12 protein-coding genes are annotated in these 17,356 nt (G+C 51.1%); 5 read left to right on the top strand and 7 right to left on the bottom strand.

What is annotated here, in order from left to right:
* The first annotated feature begins 373 nt into the window (after window positions 1-373).
* Window positions 374-703, top strand: a complete 330-nt coding sequence (hdeB, locus tag QNN86_RS16200) for an acid-activated periplasmic chaperone HdeB (RefSeq protein WP_414211712.1) — start codon at window positions 374-376, stop codon at window positions 701-703.
* Window positions 704-859: 156 nt separating this feature from the next.
* Window positions 860-2,803, top strand: coding sequence for a methyl-accepting chemotaxis protein (locus QNN86_RS16195; RefSeq protein ID WP_414211710.1), 1,944 nt, complete (start codon window positions 860-862; stop codon window positions 2,801-2,803).
* Between the two features lie 48 nt (window positions 2,804-2,851).
* Here the strand turns inward: QNN86_RS16195 and QNN86_RS16190 are convergent, their stop codons facing one another.
* Together QNN86_RS16190 and QNN86_RS16185 are read right to left on the bottom strand one after the other, a co-directional pair.
* Window positions 2,852-3,991 carry an HlyD family secretion protein gene (locus QNN86_RS16190; RefSeq protein ID WP_414211708.1) on the bottom strand — a complete coding sequence of 380 codons (1,140 nt, stop codon included), beginning with the start codon at window positions 3,989-3,991 and terminating at the stop codon, window positions 2,852-2,854.
* A gap of 2 nt (window positions 3,992-3,993) precedes the next feature.
* On the bottom strand, window positions 3,994-4,332 hold the full coding sequence (locus tag QNN86_RS16185; RefSeq protein ID WP_096757054.1) for a DUF3302 domain-containing protein: 339 nt from the start codon (window positions 4,330-4,332) through the stop codon (window positions 3,994-3,996).
* Window positions 4,333-4,530: 198 nt separating this feature from the next.
* Between QNN86_RS16185 and QNN86_RS16180 the strand changes: the two genes are divergently transcribed.
* The 3 genes from QNN86_RS16180 to QNN86_RS16170 all read left to right on the top strand — a co-directional run bounded on the left by QNN86_RS16180 (window position 4,531) and on the right by QNN86_RS16170 (window position 6,897).
* Entirely contained in the window at window positions 4,531-5,169 is a 639-nt protein-coding gene (locus QNN86_RS16180; RefSeq protein WP_181619417.1) for a helix-turn-helix domain-containing protein, read from the top strand.
* A gap of 152 nt (window positions 5,170-5,321) precedes the next feature.
* A complete protein-coding gene (locus QNN86_RS16175; protein ID WP_181619416.1) occupies window positions 5,322-5,636 on the top strand; it encodes a helix-turn-helix domain-containing protein in 315 nt (104 codons plus the stop codon).
* Window positions 5,629-6,897 carry a type II toxin-antitoxin system HipA family toxin gene (locus QNN86_RS16170; RefSeq protein WP_181619415.1) on the top strand — a complete coding sequence of 423 codons (1,269 nt, stop codon included), beginning with the start codon at window positions 5,629-5,631 and terminating at the stop codon, window positions 6,895-6,897. Before QNN86_RS16175 ends, QNN86_RS16170 begins: the two co-directional genes overlap by 8 nt.
* Window positions 6,898-6,915: 18 nt before the next feature.
* Here the strand turns inward: QNN86_RS16170 and QNN86_RS16165 are convergent, their stop codons facing one another.
* The 5 genes from QNN86_RS16165 to QNN86_RS16145 form a co-directional block, all read right to left on the bottom strand.
* Window positions 6,916-8,283 carry a glycoside hydrolase family 10 protein gene (locus QNN86_RS16165; protein WP_414211705.1) on the bottom strand — a complete coding sequence of 456 codons (1,368 nt, stop codon included), beginning with the start codon at window positions 8,281-8,283 and terminating at the stop codon, window positions 6,916-6,918.
* A 12-nt stretch (window positions 8,284-8,295) separates the two neighbouring features.
* Window positions 8,296-8,583: a VF530 family DNA-binding protein gene (locus QNN86_RS16160; RefSeq protein ID WP_096757060.1), complete on the bottom strand. Its 288-nt coding sequence runs from the start codon at window positions 8,581-8,583 to the stop codon at window positions 8,296-8,298.
* A 157-nt stretch (window positions 8,584-8,740) separates the two neighbouring features.
* Complete coding sequence (locus QNN86_RS16155) at window positions 8,741-10,075, bottom strand: HlyD family type I secretion periplasmic adaptor subunit (protein WP_181619412.1); 1,335 nt, start codon at window positions 10,073-10,075, stop codon at window positions 8,741-8,743.
* Window positions 10,076-10,077: 2 nt separating this feature from the next.
* Window positions 10,078-11,817, bottom strand: a complete 1,740-nt coding sequence (locus QNN86_RS16150) for a type I secretion system permease/ATPase (RefSeq protein ID WP_137400132.1) — start codon at window positions 11,815-11,817, stop codon at window positions 10,078-10,080.
* A gap of 10 nt (window positions 11,818-11,827) precedes the next feature.
* Entirely contained in the window at window positions 11,828-17,167 is a 5,340-nt protein-coding gene (locus tag QNN86_RS16145) for a peroxidase family protein (RefSeq protein ID WP_414211702.1), read from the bottom strand.
* Between the last annotated feature and the right edge of the window lie 189 nt (window positions 17,168-17,356).

Genomic DNA, 17,356 nt, shown 5'->3' with positions numbered 1-17,356 from the left:
AGATACCGTGTCGTTGTTACTGGATTAACAATGCAGGACGCGTGCCATGTCTGCGCCCCCGGTTTACTGGCTTTATTTGTTAAAATTCGCGCAATTTAATTAACTAATGATCAACATTTGTGCAGCGTAGTTCAGTTTTGGTGCAACGGTAGGGGAAGCGGGGTATGAATCGGTGGATTTCGTCGGGACGATCACATTGTGAGCGATATTTTCCCCACTGACATCAGGATTGGTAACCCGAAATATAAATTTCAGCCATATCAACGACCATCATCTTTATTCTTTTAATAGTAGGGGTATTATTTTCCCGAGCTACATTAACGGTTTAAAGCGCAAGTGTAGATATTATCTAGATTATAAATGGAGTACTACAATGAATAAATTCTCCCTTTCTACTGCAGGTATTCTGGTTGCCGCGTTGTTAACCAGTGTCAGCGTCAATGCAGCAACTGAGACCACAAAAACGGAAGTGACACCTAAAGGGATGAGCTGCCAGGAATTTATTGATTTGAACCCGCAAACTATGGCCCCGGTTGCCTTCTGGGTGCTGAACGAGGATGAAGACTTCAAAGGCGGTGACTTCGTAGACTATAACGAAACGATCACCACTGCGGTTCCCCTGACTATTGAAATGTGCAAAAAAAATCCGCAGAGTGCATTAAGCAAAATAAAAGCCGAGATCAAAAAAGAATTATCTAAATAAGATTAAACACTTATTAAAACCCAGCACTGTAGCTGGGTTTTGCTATACGTGACAGTGTCACATATATATTTTCAAATCATCTGAAAAATAATCATAAAGATATTAACGCCAGTGCCGATACTGCTTAAAAGTTAGCCTTTTGCAGAAGGAGTTTGTATGGCCTGGTATCCTACTCGTATTTCCACGCGTCTCACCATTGGCGGCATTCTGCTGCTTGCGGTCACCACCCTAGTGATTGTCGCGATTATGCTCTGGCGCGGTCAGCCTCGGGTCGTTGAGATCAATACCGCCCTGATAGAAGAGACGGGGCAAGGGTTAACCCGCCAACTGAGTACCGTGTTATCGCGTATTGAAGGCGAGACCGTCAGCCTGTCACGTCTGGCTGAAGTATTACCTAACGATGAATCTCTGTACCAAAGCGTAGTGCCGCATCTGATTGGCGAGGATAAGAATTCGATTATTACCGGCGGCGGGATCTGGCCGGAGCCAAATGCCTTCACTCCGGGCGTGGAGAAGCGCAGCTTTTTCTGGGCGCGTAACTCGGAGGGAAAACTGGATTTTTCCAACGATTATAACGCCGATGGTTCAAGTGGTTATCACAATGAAAGCTGGTATCAGCATGCCAAAGGGCATTCGCAGAACAGCTGTTTGTGGTCTGATGTTTATCAGGATGCCAGTTCTGGCGTCAATATGGTGACCTGCAGTATCCCATACCTGCACTCGGGCTCGTTCGCCGGGGTAGCGACCACCGATATTCGTCTGGATAACGTCGCCACCTTTATGCAGCAGCAGGGTAACAGCACCGGTGGCTATGCGTTTGTGGTCGATAAACAGGGACAAATCCTGTACTTCCCGCAGGCCGATAACGCAAAACAGAAAACATTTAGCGATCTGTCCCGCAGTGCGCAATGGCTGGCTCCGGTCGAAAATGGCCTGAAGTCGCTTCGCGTTGCCGACGGGGTGAAAACCATTACGCTGGAAAACGATGGCGTGCTGAATGCGCCGTCGCGAGTGATGCTGTTCCCGATGGCGGACACCGGCTGGGTGGTGGGCCTGGTCACGCCAGAATCACGCATTGTTGGCCTTGCAAAAGTGATGATGCAGGACGTCCTGGAAGTGTTGATCCCGATTATGACGGTTCTGCTGGCGGGCTCCTGGCTGGTAGTGCGCAGACTGATCTCGCGTCTGGACGATACACGTCGCGCTCTGGATGATATTGCGCAGGGCGAAGGTGATTTGACCCGTCGTCTCGATGTCCGCGGCAAAGATGAGATTTCAGCCATCGCGGAGGCGTTCAATCTGTTTGTCGATAAAATCGCGGCCATCCTGATTACCGTCAGAAGCAGCAGCGTGGTGGTCGCCAATAACGCGGTCAGCCTGGCAGACAGCAATATGGAGCTCTCTTCACGGGTGACGCAGCAGGCAGCGGCGCTGGAAGAAAGTTCAGCAGCAATGGAACAGTTAAATGCGACCGTTCATCAAAATGCGAGCAATACGCAGCTGGCAGATGAGTTATCCGATAATACCGCGCAAACGGCCAACCGCTGCGGCGATGTGATGCAGGGGGTGATCTCCACCATGGATAACGTCAGCGGCTCATCCGGTAGAATGGTAGAAATTGTCGCGGTGATCGACAGCATTGCCTTCCAGACCAATATTCTGGCCCTGAACGCTGCCGTTGAGGCCGCCCGCGCGGGCGATGCGGGGAGAGGATTTGCCGTTGTCGCCTCTGAAGTGCGTACGCTGGCACAGCGCAGCGCTACGGCCGCTCAGGAAATCAAAGCGTTGATTGATGAGTCGGTGTCTCATGTGGGCAGCAGCAGTCAGCAAATTCACACGGCCGGCGAACGGCTGGAAGAACTGGTCGGCAATGTGCGCCAGGTACGCCAGTTGATGGGCGAAATTCGCGTAGCGGGGGAAGAACAACGCAAAGGTGTTTCAGAAGTCACGTTGGCGGTAACTGAAATGGACAGCACCGTGCAGCAGAATGCGTCATTAATCGATGACGCTGCCGCACGTACCCAGGTGCTTAAAGAAGAGGCTGAGCAGTTAGCGCTGCTGGTTTCGACGTTCAAATTGCCTGAACCAGCAGCGGCCTGATTCCGCAAAACCGGTATCCGGGCGCAACGTCTGCGCCCGGATACGCCATTAGTGATCCAGATACAGGTAGTGCATCCAACTGGTCATACGCAACAGTATTTTTCGCAGCAACGACAAGGCTTCAAAATGGTGTGCGGAATAGACCGCAACCTGCGCGGCCACGCCATCTGGCAACTGCTGTTCTGCCTGATTCTCACCGACATCAATGCTCACTAGCACTTTGTTGCTTCCTGACGCCATATTCAGCGATTGTAACGTGCCCTGGGCGTAATAGGCTCCGGTAGGGATTACCGGAGCCACGTTCACCACTTTTCCTTCGATTACCTGTCCCGGCAACCCGTTAAAAACAATCTCTGCGTCGTCACCTACATTAAGACGTAAAATAGCGTTCTGACGGAAAGCCGCCACAATTTGATTCTTGTGGGCAGGAATAAATACCATCACGGGTTTAAAAGGGAGCCTCGAGGCATAGGTTCCGGGCCGCACCAGGAGTTGGCTGATATAACCGTCACCTGGAGCACGAACAATCGTTTGTTCATAATTGAATCGCGCCTCATCAATTTGTGCCTGTAAACTGGCAATCTGTGAATTTTGACCATTAATACTGCTGTCGAGTTCTTTTTGAATGCTGTTCAATTCAGCATGGGCGGCATCCATCGCCGCATCCTGCGCCAGATAATCCTGACGCGCGGTATCAATATCATTGGCAGTAAAGGGATTTACCTTAGCCCGACTTCCTTGCTGGTAGCGCTGATAATTTTTGTAATACTTATCACGCTCTGCTTTCGCCTGCTCAAACTGAAGACGCGCGCTGTTGCGTTTTTCTTCCAGCGCCATAACGTCATGTTTTTCCGTGACAATGTCCGCTTCCAGTTTTTCCAGTTTGGCTTTGTAGCGGGTAGGGTCAATTTTAAACAGAACCTCACCTTTTTTGATCGGTGTATTAATTTTATCCGTGACTTCAGACACCACGCCCGTAACCTGTGGGACAACAGGAATACCCACTACCAGCTTTTGCGCATCCTCGGTATAGGGATGGTTGTAATTCATGGTGAGAATTAATGCACCCAGCATGACTATCCCGCCGAGAACTGCTGTCGGCACGGTCCATTTATTTAATGGTACTTTAAATATTTTAAAAATAGCATAAACAATAGCGGTGTAACTTAATACTAATAATGTTTCCACGATCAATTCACCTTCGATTCCTGCACATTACCGGGTGCTATTTTTTCGAGTGTTTTCTCCAGTGATGCGATCCGCGCGGTAAGTTCCTGCGTGTCATTACGCGAGACATGACCATGCCAACCCTGTTTATCACTGTATAACGTTGCCCATATCCACAGAAATGGCCAGAGCGCATGTAGCGTAAACAGGCTTACCCAACCGGCTACATGGATCGCATCCAGATGTGGGTGATTTCTCTTTTTGGCAATTTCATAGGGAATGTCATGCAAAATCAGTACGCCATAAAAAATAACTAAGAACACGAAAATGAGCATCGCTAATGCAATATAATTGAGTACCATAAAAACTCCCGTTGTTAGCGATACATTATCGCCATATTTATAATGGCAAAGCGTGTTAATATGTTAAAAGTATAAAATAAGACTATCTCGCAAATTATCCGATATAAGCCAATCCAAAATTGGATTTTCCTCATTTGCTTTTTCCGTTTAGAAGGATAATTATTGAAGAGAGGCAATATAAATAATCTTGAGAACGCTATGACCAATCTCTCCGAACAATCTGGCCGCAGTGAAGAACTTCTGGCGATAAATATTTCCAGACTTTTCAATGCATTATTACCACTCTCCGAGCCACAATCTTTATATCGCAGTGGGTCTTTTATTATGGACTCGCAGGGAGAGAACGGAATTTGGCTGCTGACAGAGGGGAGAATCGTGATAAGACGTCGCAGTGATGGTCTTATTCTGGCAAGCCAGCAGGCGCCGATAATGCTGGGGATGGCCGAATTTTTTCTTCCTACCGGGCAAAATTTTTATGATATTGAGGCTATCAGTCCTTGTACGACACACGTTATCAAGAAAACAGATTTTATGACGGTCGTGAATCGCGACCAGTTATGGGAATCGGTAGCGGTAGTTGAAGCCTATATTATCCAGGTGATGAGCCAGCGCGATCGCCTTATCACCAGCCGGAGTGCCACAGATATGGTCTGGGGACACCTCGAGCTGCTGCAACAAGAACCAGAGGAGATCAGAAAAAGGATCTCTGCAGCACAATACATCCGGGAACGAACCGGACTTTCACGCAGCACGGTTATGGACACCCTTGCCAGGCTCAAACGGCAGGGGGTAATCCAGCTTCAGCGCGGTCATCTGGTGTGTATCTGTATAGACTAACGGCCCTGACGTAAATCCATGATAGCGGTTGTTATCTCGTGTAAGTGGCGTTAAATCCCTTTTAATGTGTCTTATGATATTTTGTATCTCGCATCATTTAACTCTATAATATTGTGTGTAAAGGTCAATTTTTCCTGATAAGGGCCAATATTATGGATTTATCCCTTCAAACACCTGCGGATATCGTCAAACAGCTCTGCGATCGGTTGCGTAAAGAGAGACTGGCACAGCAGATGACGCAAGCCGATGTGGCTGCCCGTTCCGGGATTGGTGTCAACACAGTATCTAATCTGGAAGCGGGTAAAAATGTAGGATTCGAGAATCTGGTAAAAGTGGCCATGGTGTTGGGGTATGGCGATGCGCTTGCGGCGTTGTTCAAACCTAAAATTGATACACTGGATGATATCTTGCGTTATGAGCGCAGCGCCGCGCGTCAGCGTGTGAAACGGAAAAATTCTGATGCCTGAGCAAGTCGATATTTTTTATGCAGGATGGGGTGAAAGGTGGTTGTGGGGAAGACTGGTTTCTTCTACCGCACTAACCGGGCGACCGTTGATCGCATTTGAATACAGCGAAGAAGCCATACGCAAAGGGCTGGAACTGTCCCGATTAACGTTACCGTTGAACGGCCCACGTTTACGCAGAGATTTTCCCTCCCATCAACTGGGGTTACCCGGTCCGATTTATGATGCATTACCCGATGGTTGGGGAATGCTGTTGATGGACCGCTTGTTTAAACGTCGCGGCGTAAATCCGGCACGTATTGGTCCTTTGGAACGGTTAACCTGGGTGGGTAACAGCGCAATGGGCGCCATGACGTTCCAGCCGGTACAACCTGATGCACAGCAAAACGTAAAAGAAGACGTTCCTCTCGAGAAACTGGCTGCTGAAGTTCAGGAAGTGCTCAGCGGCGAAGGTGGGGCATTTTTGCAAAAACTGCTGCAGATGGGCGGTTCACCTCAGGGGGCGAGGCCAAAGGCGTTATTATATCGTGACACTGTCACTAAATGTTTTACCACATCACCGTTCCCTGGGGCAGAGAGTTGGCTGATTAAATTTCCGGCCAGAGATGAACACGCTGAAGTGTGCGCAATCGAAGCCGTTTATGCCGAGTGCTTACGCCAGTGCGTAATCAGCACGCCGGATACGGCCTATTTTAGCCTGCCAGGTGGACAGGCCGCCTTTGCGTCCCGCAGGTTCGATCGTTCGCATGAGATGCGTATTCCCATGCAAAGTCTGGCGGCACTCACTGGTGCCAATTATCAGGTGCCGGGTGCGCTGGATTACCGGGACTTTTTGCGTGCGACGCAAATTTGCACCAATGATGTCAGAGAAAAAGCGAAGGCATTTGAGCGTGTTGTTTTTAATGTGGCCTTCAATAACCGGGATGACCATCCGAAAAACTTCGCCTACCTAATGTCGGCAGAAGGTCACTGGACCCTCGCGCCAGCTTATGATGTTACCTACTGCGACGGGCCTGGCGGGTATCATCAAATGGATGTGCTGGGAGAAGCGTTGGATATTGAAAGAAAACATCTTGCCGGACTGGGTGAGCTGGAAGCTGAATTATCTGCGGCTCTTGTCGCAGAGATAATCGAGAGAGTGTGCACCGTTGCGGCGAAATTCAGCCAGATAGCCCAAGACCGGTATCCTGAGCAAATTACGTCTGCCACGCTGAACGCGATACAGAAACAATTGAATGAAAATGTCCGCCGCTTGATGCCGTAGCGGCGGACAGTGGCAACATTACTGCCCCCAGCGGTTGCGGATATAGGTTACCGCATCCTGGGTTTGGGGTTGATTAAGGTAATCCTCTCTAAACAGGATCGTACCGTTGATGTGGGGTTCAGTCTCGTTCATATCGAGCTGTTTTTTCAGTTCCGGAACACCACCGTTAACCGCCCAGTCGGGCTCTTTTCTTGACGGCTCACCAACCTTATACAGCGCAACCCCGATATACAGACGCGTGTTGGTTGACTTGACCACGTTCGCCCACCATTTTGCCAGCACATCATAACGCGCGGCATCCCGGGCAAAAGGCCAGTAAAGCTGCGGGGCGATGTAATCCAGCAGACCCAGTTGTACCCAGCGCCGGGTATCGGCATAGGATTCATCATACGCCGCCGCACCGCGCGTGTCGGAACCCGCCGGGTCGTGCGAACGGTTACGCCATACGCCTGCCGGGCTGACGCCGAACTCCACTTCAGGATTCAGTTTCTTGATAGTCTGCGAGACCTGCGCAATGAGTTTTTCTGTGTTATGGCGTCGCCAGTCCGCTTTTGAGGCAAATCCCTGACCATATTTTCTGAAGGTCTGACTGTCGTTAAGCGCAGAACCTGGTGATTCGGTATAGAAGTAGTCATCAAACTGCACGCCGTCGACGGGATAATTCTCAACCACTTCCGCCACGATGCTGGTTACCCAGTCCCTGACTTCGGGAATGCCCGGGTCAAGGACAAAACGATCACCCGCCGTGCGGATCCAGTCCCGATGCAGAACGAAGACGCTCGATGTATTCTGGGTCAAGGTAGAATTTAATTCCGTTACCGTTCCGGGTTTGGTATTGACGGAAACGCGATACGGATTAAACCAGGCATGGACTCTCATCCCACGCTTATGGGCTTCGTCGAGCATAAACTGCAGCGGATCGTAACCCGGATCTTCACCAATTTTGCCCGTCAGGGTATCTGACCACGGCAAAATTTTGGATTGCCATAGCGCGGTGGCATCTGGCTTGACCTGGAAAAACACGGTGTTGATCCCGAGACGCTTAAGATTATCCAGCTTGTCCGTCAGCGCTTTTTTCTGCTGGCTAATGCGGATGGCGGATGAACTGATGTTAACCGAGGAGATCGGCGGCCAGTCCAGACGAGAAACCGTTGCCAGCCAGATACCACGCATCGGCTCCTGGCTACGCTGCGCTTTGGTCAACGGTGGCTGCGGAGATATTTTCGGCGCTGGCGGCTCGGAAGAGCAGCTACCAAGTAAGAGCATGCTGCCAACAAGCACGGCGAACCATTTCAGGTTGGTTATTGGCAGTATGTTGCGAGAACGGGCGACGAGATTCGTCAGCTTTTTCTGGTAATGACCTGAAATAAAACCGGGTGCAGACATCTGAAAGGGCTCTTATTTCTTATTAGCGCGACTATTAGCCCAGGGATCGAAGTCCGGTGATTCGGTATTTTCCGGGGCGTCATCATTCAGGGAATCAAGATACAACGCTTCTACTTCAGCGCGCGCCCAGGGCGTGCGGCGCAGAAATTTTAAACTGGATTTAACGCTGGGATCGTTTTTAAAACAGTTGATGTTGATGAGTTGGCTCAGCTCAGCCCAACCAAAGCGGTCAACCAGCGCAGTGACCTGCATTTCAAGCGTTACGCCGTGTAAAGGGTCTTTCGAAGTATGAGCATTCATATGAAGTCCAGTTCAGGGGTGCAAATTAATCATTCACGCACGCAGTAGGCTTGCGAAGAGGAAGGTTACAAGAAAGCAGGGCGACCAGCAATGGCATAAACAGCCCTGATGCTCGCGAATGAGCACCAGGGTTCCTGTCAGGGTAATGAATTGACGATCAGTATTCTTTAAACGCCAGTTCCAGACGGGCGAGTAAGGGTTTAAACAGGTAGCTTAAAAATGTCCGCTCGCCGGTTTTTATCGTTACGCTGGCGGGCATCCCGGCTTTAATCTTGTAATCACCCAGCAAGCGCGCACCTTCAGAGGAAACCTGCACTTCGGCGAGATAATAGGGCTGTTGGGTGGCTTCATCAATTAACCGGTCAGCGGAGACGGTTAATACATGCGCAGGTACTGACGGCAGCAACGCGTGGTTAAGGGCCGGGAACAGGACGTCCACAGTTAACCCTGGCGCCAGTTTATCAATGGCATGTACCGGTATTTTGGCATCGATTTGCATCGGTTGTCCGGCGGCAACAATATCCATCAGATGTTCGCCCGGCTGAATTACACCGCCAACGGTACTGACCTTAACGTCCAGCACCACACCGTTAATGGGGGAGCGAATTTCCGTGTTGTCCAGCTCATGGCGGGTAGATACCAGTTCATCTTCCAGCATGGCGACTTCTTTTTGGTTTTCGGTCAGTTCAGACTCTACCTCGCGCAGGTATTGGTGACGCGCCTGATACGCTTTGATTTTCAACTCATTTTGCTGAGATTTGAGTTTGGCAATATTCAGAATATCTTCTGAGACACTGCTGGAGATTTCAGCGGCCTCACGTTCAAGCACCAGTAATTGCGCTTTCGGGTAGTAGTTTTTTTCACTCAATGCACGAATTGCGCCGAGCTCGCGGTTAATCAGCGTGAACTGATGATCGCGATAACCTTTTATTTTGTTGAGATTTTCCGTCTGCCCTATTAGTCCATCGAGCGTTTCCTGAATCATCGACAATTCGTCCTGAATCGTTTTCCGCCGGGTATCAAAGAGTTTGGCCTGCAAGCTCCTGACCTCCGTCAGACGTTTATTCCCGGAAAATTGCTGAGTCAGCGCGCTATTGAAGGCAATCTCCTCCAGGCCGTCTCGCTCTGCCATCAACCGGTCTTCAATACTTTTTGCTGAAATATACTGCGCGTTTAAGGCACTGAAACGCATATCGAGCTGCATTTTATCCAGACGGACGAGTACCTGATTTTTTTTGACCTGGTCACCTTCTTTAACGAAGATATCCGTTACACGTCCGCCGCTCAGATGTTGAATTGTTTTCCGGTTGCTTGATACCGTCACCGTGCCATCCGCGACCACCCCGGCATCCAACGGCGCCTGTACCGCCCAGAGCAGAAAGCCGCCTACGCCGAGCACGATGACGACGATCCCCCGAACAATCGGCGCCCAGATATTGGTATCCACACCTGAAGAACCCGGGTTTCCAGAACCTTTTGTATTCTTTTTCATCTTCATGCCTCGCGTTTTTGTTCATTGTTGGATGAAGACGCTGTCGCCACTGGTTTTAATACATTGGCCTGGCGTAACGTGGTAAAGACCTGATCACGGGTACCAAACTCCTGGATAGCCCCTTCATTGAGCAGTAAAACCTTGTTCACCACACCAAGCAGCGTGGGGCGATGGGAGATGATCACGGTGGTTTGCCCCTGGGTTCTGAGGGTATTAATCGCCTTGATGAGGGCAAATTCACCGGCATCATCCAGGTTAGCATTTGGCTCATCAAGGACCAGAAATGCAGGGTTGTTATACACCGCGCGCGCCAGCCCGATACGCTGACGCTGACCACCTGATAGTTGATATCCACCTGAACCCAGTAAAGTGTCATACCCCTGCGGCAGGCGCAGGATCATCTCGTGCACACCCGCAAGCAGCGCGGCCGCCACGATAAGTTCACTGTCATTTTTCGTAAAGCGGGCGATATTTTGCGCGATGGTGCCGTCAAACAGTTCGACATCCTGCGGAAGGTAGCCGATGGACGGACCCAGCAGTTCTTTATCCCACTGACAAATATCCGCGCCGTCGAGCCTGACTTTACCCGATAACGGTTTCCACACGCCGACCAGTACTTTAGCCAACGACGTTTTGCCTGAGGCTGACGGGCCAATAATCCCCAGTACTTCGCCTTGTTCAAGCTGAAATGAAATATTGCGTAGCAGCGGAGTATGCTGACCGGGGGCGGCCGCAAAGACGGCTTCGACGCTGATATTGCCTTTGGGTTTTGGCAGGGTCAGGACATCTTTCGGTGCCGGGTACTCCTTCAGCAGGTTTGATAACTGGTGCCACGCGCTGCGAAATTGCACAAACTGCTTCCAGCTGCCGATCACCTGTTCAACCGGGTTCAGAACGCGCCCCAGAATAATCGAGGCGGCAATCATCAGGCCGGGGGTAATTTGTCCCCCGATCACCAGTAGCGCACCGGCGCCCAGCGCGATGGACTGCAATAACACTCGCACGAAGCGGCTCAGGCTGCTTAATCCTGCCGTTTTGTCGGCGATCTGCGTTTGTAATACCAGCACCTTGTCATGCTGGGTTTGCCAGTTGGACTTGAGGGTTGAGAGCATCCCCATCGCTTCAATGGCATCGGAGTTTTGCAACTGCTTATTGAGTTTGGTGGCATTGTTGATGGTTAACGCATGGGCTTGTTGAATAGGTCGTTTCGTCGATAATTCAGACACTATGGTGAGAATAAACAGTATGGATATCCCGCCGAGGGAGAGATATCCCAATAAAGGGTGGACAAGAAAGGCGATGAATAAATAAATGGGGGTCCACGGAATATCCAGCAGAGCAAACAGGCTATTGCCAGAAAGAAACTGACGAACTTGATCAAGTTCTGCTATTGACTGCGCGGGATTGTTCTCTCCGGTGGCAATCTTTCTTTTAAACGCCGAGTTAAAAATCAGCTGGCTTAACTTCACATCCAGCCGATTTCCCAGACGAACCATGACCTTAGCACGGGCTGATTCAATCATGGCAATGACAGTATATAAACCGACAATAAGTAAGGTTAACATTAACAGCGTGGTGGTGTTTTTACTCACCAGAACGCGGTCATAAACCTGTAGCATATAAATTGCCGGCGCCAGCATAAGCATATTAATCACACAACTAAAAAATAACAGGATAAGAAAAGTAGGTTTCGTTCCTTTTAATGCATCATTCAGTTCTGTTGGCGTATGCTGGCGCGACATAGTCTTCTCCTTATACGATCAATGAACCGTTGCCGTTATTACTGGCAAGGGTGTTCGGCGTTTCCAGATAAAAATCACCTATCGTGACGGTGCTTGAATTGACGCCAACCAACGTGATGTTGTCAGCCCCGATAGTGACGATGGTATTGCCGTTGCTGCCGGTGATAGACACGCTGCTGGCAAAATTCCCCGCATTAATGCCCAACTGAACCAGGTCAAGATAGTCCTGACCACCATTAGGATTACTGTCAAAACCGGTGATGCGGTCTCGCCCAAAGTTGGCGGCAAAGGCGAAGATGTCATTCCCGGTACCGCCATCCAGATTGTCATTGCCTTCCTGACCATTGAGGATGTCGTCACCGTTACCGCCAGTGAGGGTATCGACGCCCGCGCCACCAATCATGACGTCGTTGCCGTTGCCACCTTGCAGGTTATCATTGCCGTCTCCGCCATCCAGGAAGTCATTCCCGATCCCACCGAACAGCTGATCGTTGCCTCCCATACCAAACAGCTGATCGTTGCCCGCACCACCAGTAATGATGTTGGCAAGCCCATTACCGGTACCGATAAAGTTGCCGTTGCCGGTGAACACCAGTTCTTCAACGTTAGCGGTCAGGTCGTAGCTGCCAAGACTGGTGCGAACCACATCCGTCCCGCCGTTCAGACCTTCGATCACCACATCACCAACGTCATTCACGATGTAGGTATCATTGCCGACACCGCCGGTCATGCTATCTGCCCCTAAACCGCCGTCGAGGGTGTCATCGCCGGCATCGCCCTGCAGCGTGTCTTGTCCCGCGTCACCAGACAGGCTGTCGTTTCCGGCCCCTCCGACCAGCAGGTCATCACCCGCACCACCAAACAAATTGTCATTGCCGTTTTCACCGCGCAGAATGTCACTCCATGCGGTACCGTTCAGCGTGTTGTTTCCGTTGGTACCGACAATCAGATCACCCACTGGTTGGGTGGTGGTTGATGTCAGAACAACTGGGGGGTTGCCTTCGTCATCAACAACGGTGACCACCACCTGCAACGTGCGTCCTACAGCGGCCTGACCAGGCGTGTAGGTTGCTGATGTGGCACCCGCAATGTTGATGAACCCGGTTGGAGAACTCATTCGCCATTGGTAGCTGAAGTTGCCGCCACTCAGACCGTCAGCGTCGGCAATACCGGAGACCACTGCGGTCAGCGTCAGGCTTTCAGTCGGCGTCAGGTCGTTAATCACCGGTGCGCCGGTGGTCGCCTGATTGCGTGGCATAATGGCCTGGGTTTGTGCTGAGACTAAGGTTTCCGCATCGCCCATTTGGTCGTTAAAACTGGCGACCACGCGCAGCGGAGCGCCCTGAATAGAGCCCGGTACTCTGAACTCTACGCCGGTTGCCTGATCGCGCCATTGTCCGTTGACCAGAGCCTGCCAGGTCATGGTGATCACCGTATTTGCCGCGAGTCCGTTACCATCCAGCAAGTTGGCCACGTTAACGCGCAGCAAGTCACCGACCGAAGGCGTCGCGCTGCTAATGTTGACGTTACCCGTCGCTTTTTGTGCGGTGACCCACAGCTGTTGACCGTCGCCAAACTCCAGTTTTTCAATGTTGAGCAGGCGGTCAGTGCCGTCATCCAGGTTCAGGGCAGCATTCGGCGTTGCATGGTCAACCCGAAGGCTACCGTCCGCCATACGGGTAAAGGCATAGTTAGTGCTGATATCGCGATACACCGCAACGTCAGTTTCGGTGCCGTCACCTTCACGCAAGATCTCACGCACGATCGACAGCTGGTTCGGTTTCAGGGTGCCGGCCAGCATGTACGACTTCAGCTCAGCCATGCTCTCTGCGCTGGTGAGTCCGGCCATGCCGGTGACGGCAATACGCACGTTCAGCCAGGCATCGCCATCAATGATGTCGTTACCCGCTTTACCCATAATACGGTCGCTGCCGCCACCACCGAGGATGATGTCGCTGCCGTCATCCGGATTCAGCAACACCGCATTCGGGTTAGAGGAGCGCTCGACGCCGAGAATGGACTGTAGGCCGTTGATCCTGTCCGCACCTTCCTGCGTCAGGTTATTGGAGAGCGGGGTGCCCTGAACTGGCGCGGTACCGATCGGCTGTTCCGTGCCGGTCAAAATGTCGTTGTGCTTCCATCCTGAAAGCCCCTCGACCAGGTCAAAGCGGTCACGCAGAATGAATTCCTGCTGATTAACGAAAATCGGGATCCCGAGATCAGAGTTCGCACCGTTCGGGTCGCCTTTGTGGATTGCCCAGTCGAAACCGGCCATACCATTGTTGCGTTGAATACCCGCGCCCTGAACCATAATATCGTCGCCAGCTTCACCATCGTAGTCGGTATCGTTGCCCTGACCGTTCAGCACATCATGACCAATAATGGTACTGTTGAAGAACAGCTCAGAGTTATCACCGGCCAACGTATCGAACCCGTCGCCGCCTTCCAGCCAGTCGTCACCTTCGTTACCCATCAGGGTATCAGCACCCGATCCGCCCAGTGCAAAGTCGTTATCCTGCCCGCCGAAGACCTCCTGTGCATCTTCGCCAACCACCACGAAGTCGCTACCGCTGCCGCCAAAGACCAGGTCGTTACCGTTACCGGAGAAGATGACATCATGCCCGGCATCGCCGTGCAGGAAATCAGCATCGCCAACCGGTGTCCCGGTGTCGGTAATAATGTCATTGCCGTCACCACCGTGGACCACATCAGCTTCGTCGCCACCGTCCAGACGATCATCACCGCCGTCGCCCCACAGGCTATCAATACCTTTACCGCCAATTAACGTGTCGTTTCCGGCAGTGCCGCCGAGTACCACGTGTCCATCGCCGATGTATTTCAGGTAGCCGCCGTCGGCATGGTTATCACCATCAACATCATTCCCCGGAGCCCGTCGCACCAGTAGAGGTGTCAGCAGGTCTTTCAGCGGATTCCCCCATGTTGGATCACTTTCCATTTGCAACACGGTGTTGACTTCGAAGATATGATCCGGCGTCTGGAACAGGTTAGCGGGCAGGTGAGAGGAATTCGCTTCGCCAAGGTCGCTGTTACGCATCACCAGTGCGGAGAACGAGTTTGCCTCCAGTTCGTTGAGTAAGTTCAGCCCCTGAACACGGCTCAGATAGTAGAACCGGTCGCCGTCCTGCAGCATTTCCATCTGCGTTTCAAATACAAAGTTGAAGGTCGAACCCAGCATGCCGCCGAATTCGTTTTTACGCTCTGCCAGACCGCCAATCCAGAAGTCGACCATATTCAGGCCGGTTTCTTTGGTAGCCCATGCGCCGGTACTGTTGAAGAAATCGAGCGCATCAGCGGGTGGCGCATTGTTTTTATCGCCAAACAACAGGAAGTTAACCGCTGCGCGTTTACCTTCAAGCGTGGTGGCATTAAGAATCAGCTCATGCTGACCGTAGGCGGCCATAAAGTTAATAATGGACGCCGGGTTTTTCAGGTAGGTGGTGAAATCGGCCCAACTGGTATAGGGGCGCAACTGCGAATCACCGCTGAGTTCAAAGAACTGCTCGCGAGCCTGGTTCAGCGTCGGCATTGCGGTATCGCGACCGCGGGCAATATTAAGTGCACCCAGGTCCAGCGGCAACCCGATGAGGTTATTACGCAGCGCATCGGTAATAAACTCATCAATCTCGTTGCCGACCTGACGCGTCATGCCGCGGACAATCGCACCGATGGCCACATCATCAGAAACACCCACACCGTTGATTTGATTAAATGCCACCGGGTTGAGGAACGCAGTAATTAAATCGAGATCGCCGTTTTCTTTGTCGATATCGGTACGCGCTACGGTTTCTGTGAGCATCGAGTGGCCAAAGCGATAAACCACATGCGCAAACTCGGCAAAGATCAGCGGGTTAATATCCGCCGTGTTAGAGAAGACAAACGGGTCGACGGCAGGCTGCACTGTGCGGGCAAATTCCTCGAACACCAGGTGCTGGTACTGCATTTCCGTGGAGAAACGTCCTGCCTGGAATAAGTACTCTCCATTCCAGACCAGGGTACTGGTATCTGCTGGCAACTCAGTTATTTGATGGTTCGGCATCAACCACTGATTGATGAGGTCAACATCGCCGGTTTCCAGCAGGGTGGTTTTATATTGTTCCACCAGGCGGTTATGTTCACTGTGGAACACCGCATGGACGGCAGTCAGGCCAATGTTTTCATTACCGCGCCCGTCGCCGGTGATAAAGTGGCGATCGAGCAGTTCGTTGTCGTAAGTACCTGCTGGTTGCTCGGTTGCGTTACCGTTGCCAACGGCACCATCACTATCTGCAACCAGGCCCGCTTTTGGCGCAGCCGTGTGGGCAATGTCATCCAGAAAGGCGTGTCCGGTACGGAACGTGCCCTCAGGTAAGGGGCCTCCGTTAGCCTCGACTAATCCGCCGGTGGTAACAATTTGTACTTTGCCATTGTCACTTAATATCAAATTACCGTAACGGTCGGTCGCCAGCAGTGGAACATTAAAGACATCCTGATCGGTGAGTTTAATGCCAAGCAGCGTTTCAGCCTGATGTTTAACGTCAGACCAGGTTGCCAGACCGCCGTTAGCACCGCCCAACAAATTTCCGGTCGGCTCTGGTTTGCCGTCTATTAATACGTATTCACGGATGAAAATCTGGTGTGAAGGGTGGGAGGTATAGGTTTGGTTTTGATCAATGAAAGGCGTCGTTGTGTTGACCGTTTCACGGTTTTCATCAACCGTGGCCCGGGTTAAGATCATAAAATTAGTTTGTGATCCTTCCACATATAAAGGGTCATCGGGTTGCAAGGGAATAAAGACAATACCGTTTCCGCCTTTAGGGATAAGATCCAGACCGTGGTCAAAAAACTGACCAAAGAACGTCATCCAGCCGTTAAAAGCAGGGGAGAGCCCCACATCCGGTGACTGGTTTGGGATGGTTAAGGTATTGCCTTCCCCGGTGATGGTACCACCGCCTGGCACGCCTGATAATGCGTCAAACACCTCCTGCGCAGCTGGGTTAGAGGCGGTTTGATCGGATATTAAATTACTGATAATACGAGGGTCTGCATCAATAACCGTGCCACCGAGTTGAATGTAGCTGGTCATCGCGTCAGCATCCTGCCAATTCAATGCGGTTAACCTTGGCATTGTCTGGTCGGCAGAGCCGTATAACTCCTGGCCGGGCAAAAGGCTATTCCACGAACCATCTACCGTGCGTAGCCCATAGGGCAACAATGGGCTGGATACTAAATCCCTAAGGGCATCGCCATTGATCGAACCATCCGGATTAGTTGCTGCTTCAGATATTTTGATCTGCTTAAGAATAAAAGCGAGATCGTGGAGTGTGACAGTAAAGTCATATTGTGAGGCCATAACTAATTACCCCTATCTTTACTTTGGATTAGCTATCATCAGTCATATCTGTTACTAACCAAAACAGATATGAGAATGAGTCTTATTTGATTCTCGTGTGCTATTACGTGTACAGATTCCATTCTTCAAATAGTTAAAATACTGGCGTCATTATTAAAGTTATTCTCCTGGTTTGCGTGCTAATATATT

Origin of the sequence: Citrobacter sp. C348 (assembly GCF_047467975.1) — a bacterium.
GTDB lineage: Bacteria > Pseudomonadota > Gammaproteobacteria > Enterobacterales > Enterobacteriaceae > Citrobacter > Citrobacter gillenii.
This window is presented reverse-complemented; position numbering and strand designations above follow the sequence as displayed.

Coding starts and splice junctions, on each gene's coding strand:
- QNN86_RS16165 (WP_414211705.1), bottom strand. CDS start 8,283: ATGTCTGCACCCGGTTTTATTTCAGGTCATTACCAGAAAAAGCTGACG.
- QNN86_RS16185 (WP_096757054.1), bottom strand. CDS start 4,332: ATGGTACTCAATTATATTGCATTAGCGATGCTCATTTTCGTGTTCTTA.
- QNN86_RS16160 (WP_096757060.1), bottom strand. CDS start 8,583: ATGAATGCTCATACTTCGAAAGACCCTTTACACGGCGTAACGCTTGAA.
- QNN86_RS16170 (WP_181619415.1), top strand. CDS start 5,629: ATGCCTGAGCAAGTCGATATTTTTTATGCAGGATGGGGTGAAAGGTGG.
- QNN86_RS16175 (WP_181619416.1), top strand. CDS start 5,322: ATGGATTTATCCCTTCAAACACCTGCGGATATCGTCAAACAGCTCTGC.
- QNN86_RS16145 (WP_414211702.1), bottom strand. CDS start 17,167: ATGGCCTCACAATATGACTTTACTGTCACACTCCACGATCTCGCTTTT.
- QNN86_RS16150 (WP_137400132.1), bottom strand. CDS start 11,817: ATGTCGCGCCAGCATACGCCAACAGAACTGAATGATGCATTAAAAGGA.
- QNN86_RS16155 (WP_181619412.1), bottom strand. CDS start 10,075: ATGAAAAAGAATACAAAAGGTTCTGGAAACCCGGGTTCTTCAGGTGTG.
- hdeB (WP_414211712.1), top strand. CDS start 374: ATGAATAAATTCTCCCTTTCTACTGCAGGTATTCTGGTTGCCGCGTTG.
- QNN86_RS16195 (WP_414211710.1), top strand. CDS start 860: ATGGCCTGGTATCCTACTCGTATTTCCACGCGTCTCACCATTGGCGGC.
- QNN86_RS16180 (WP_181619417.1), top strand. CDS start 4,531: ATGACCAATCTCTCCGAACAATCTGGCCGCAGTGAAGAACTTCTGGCG.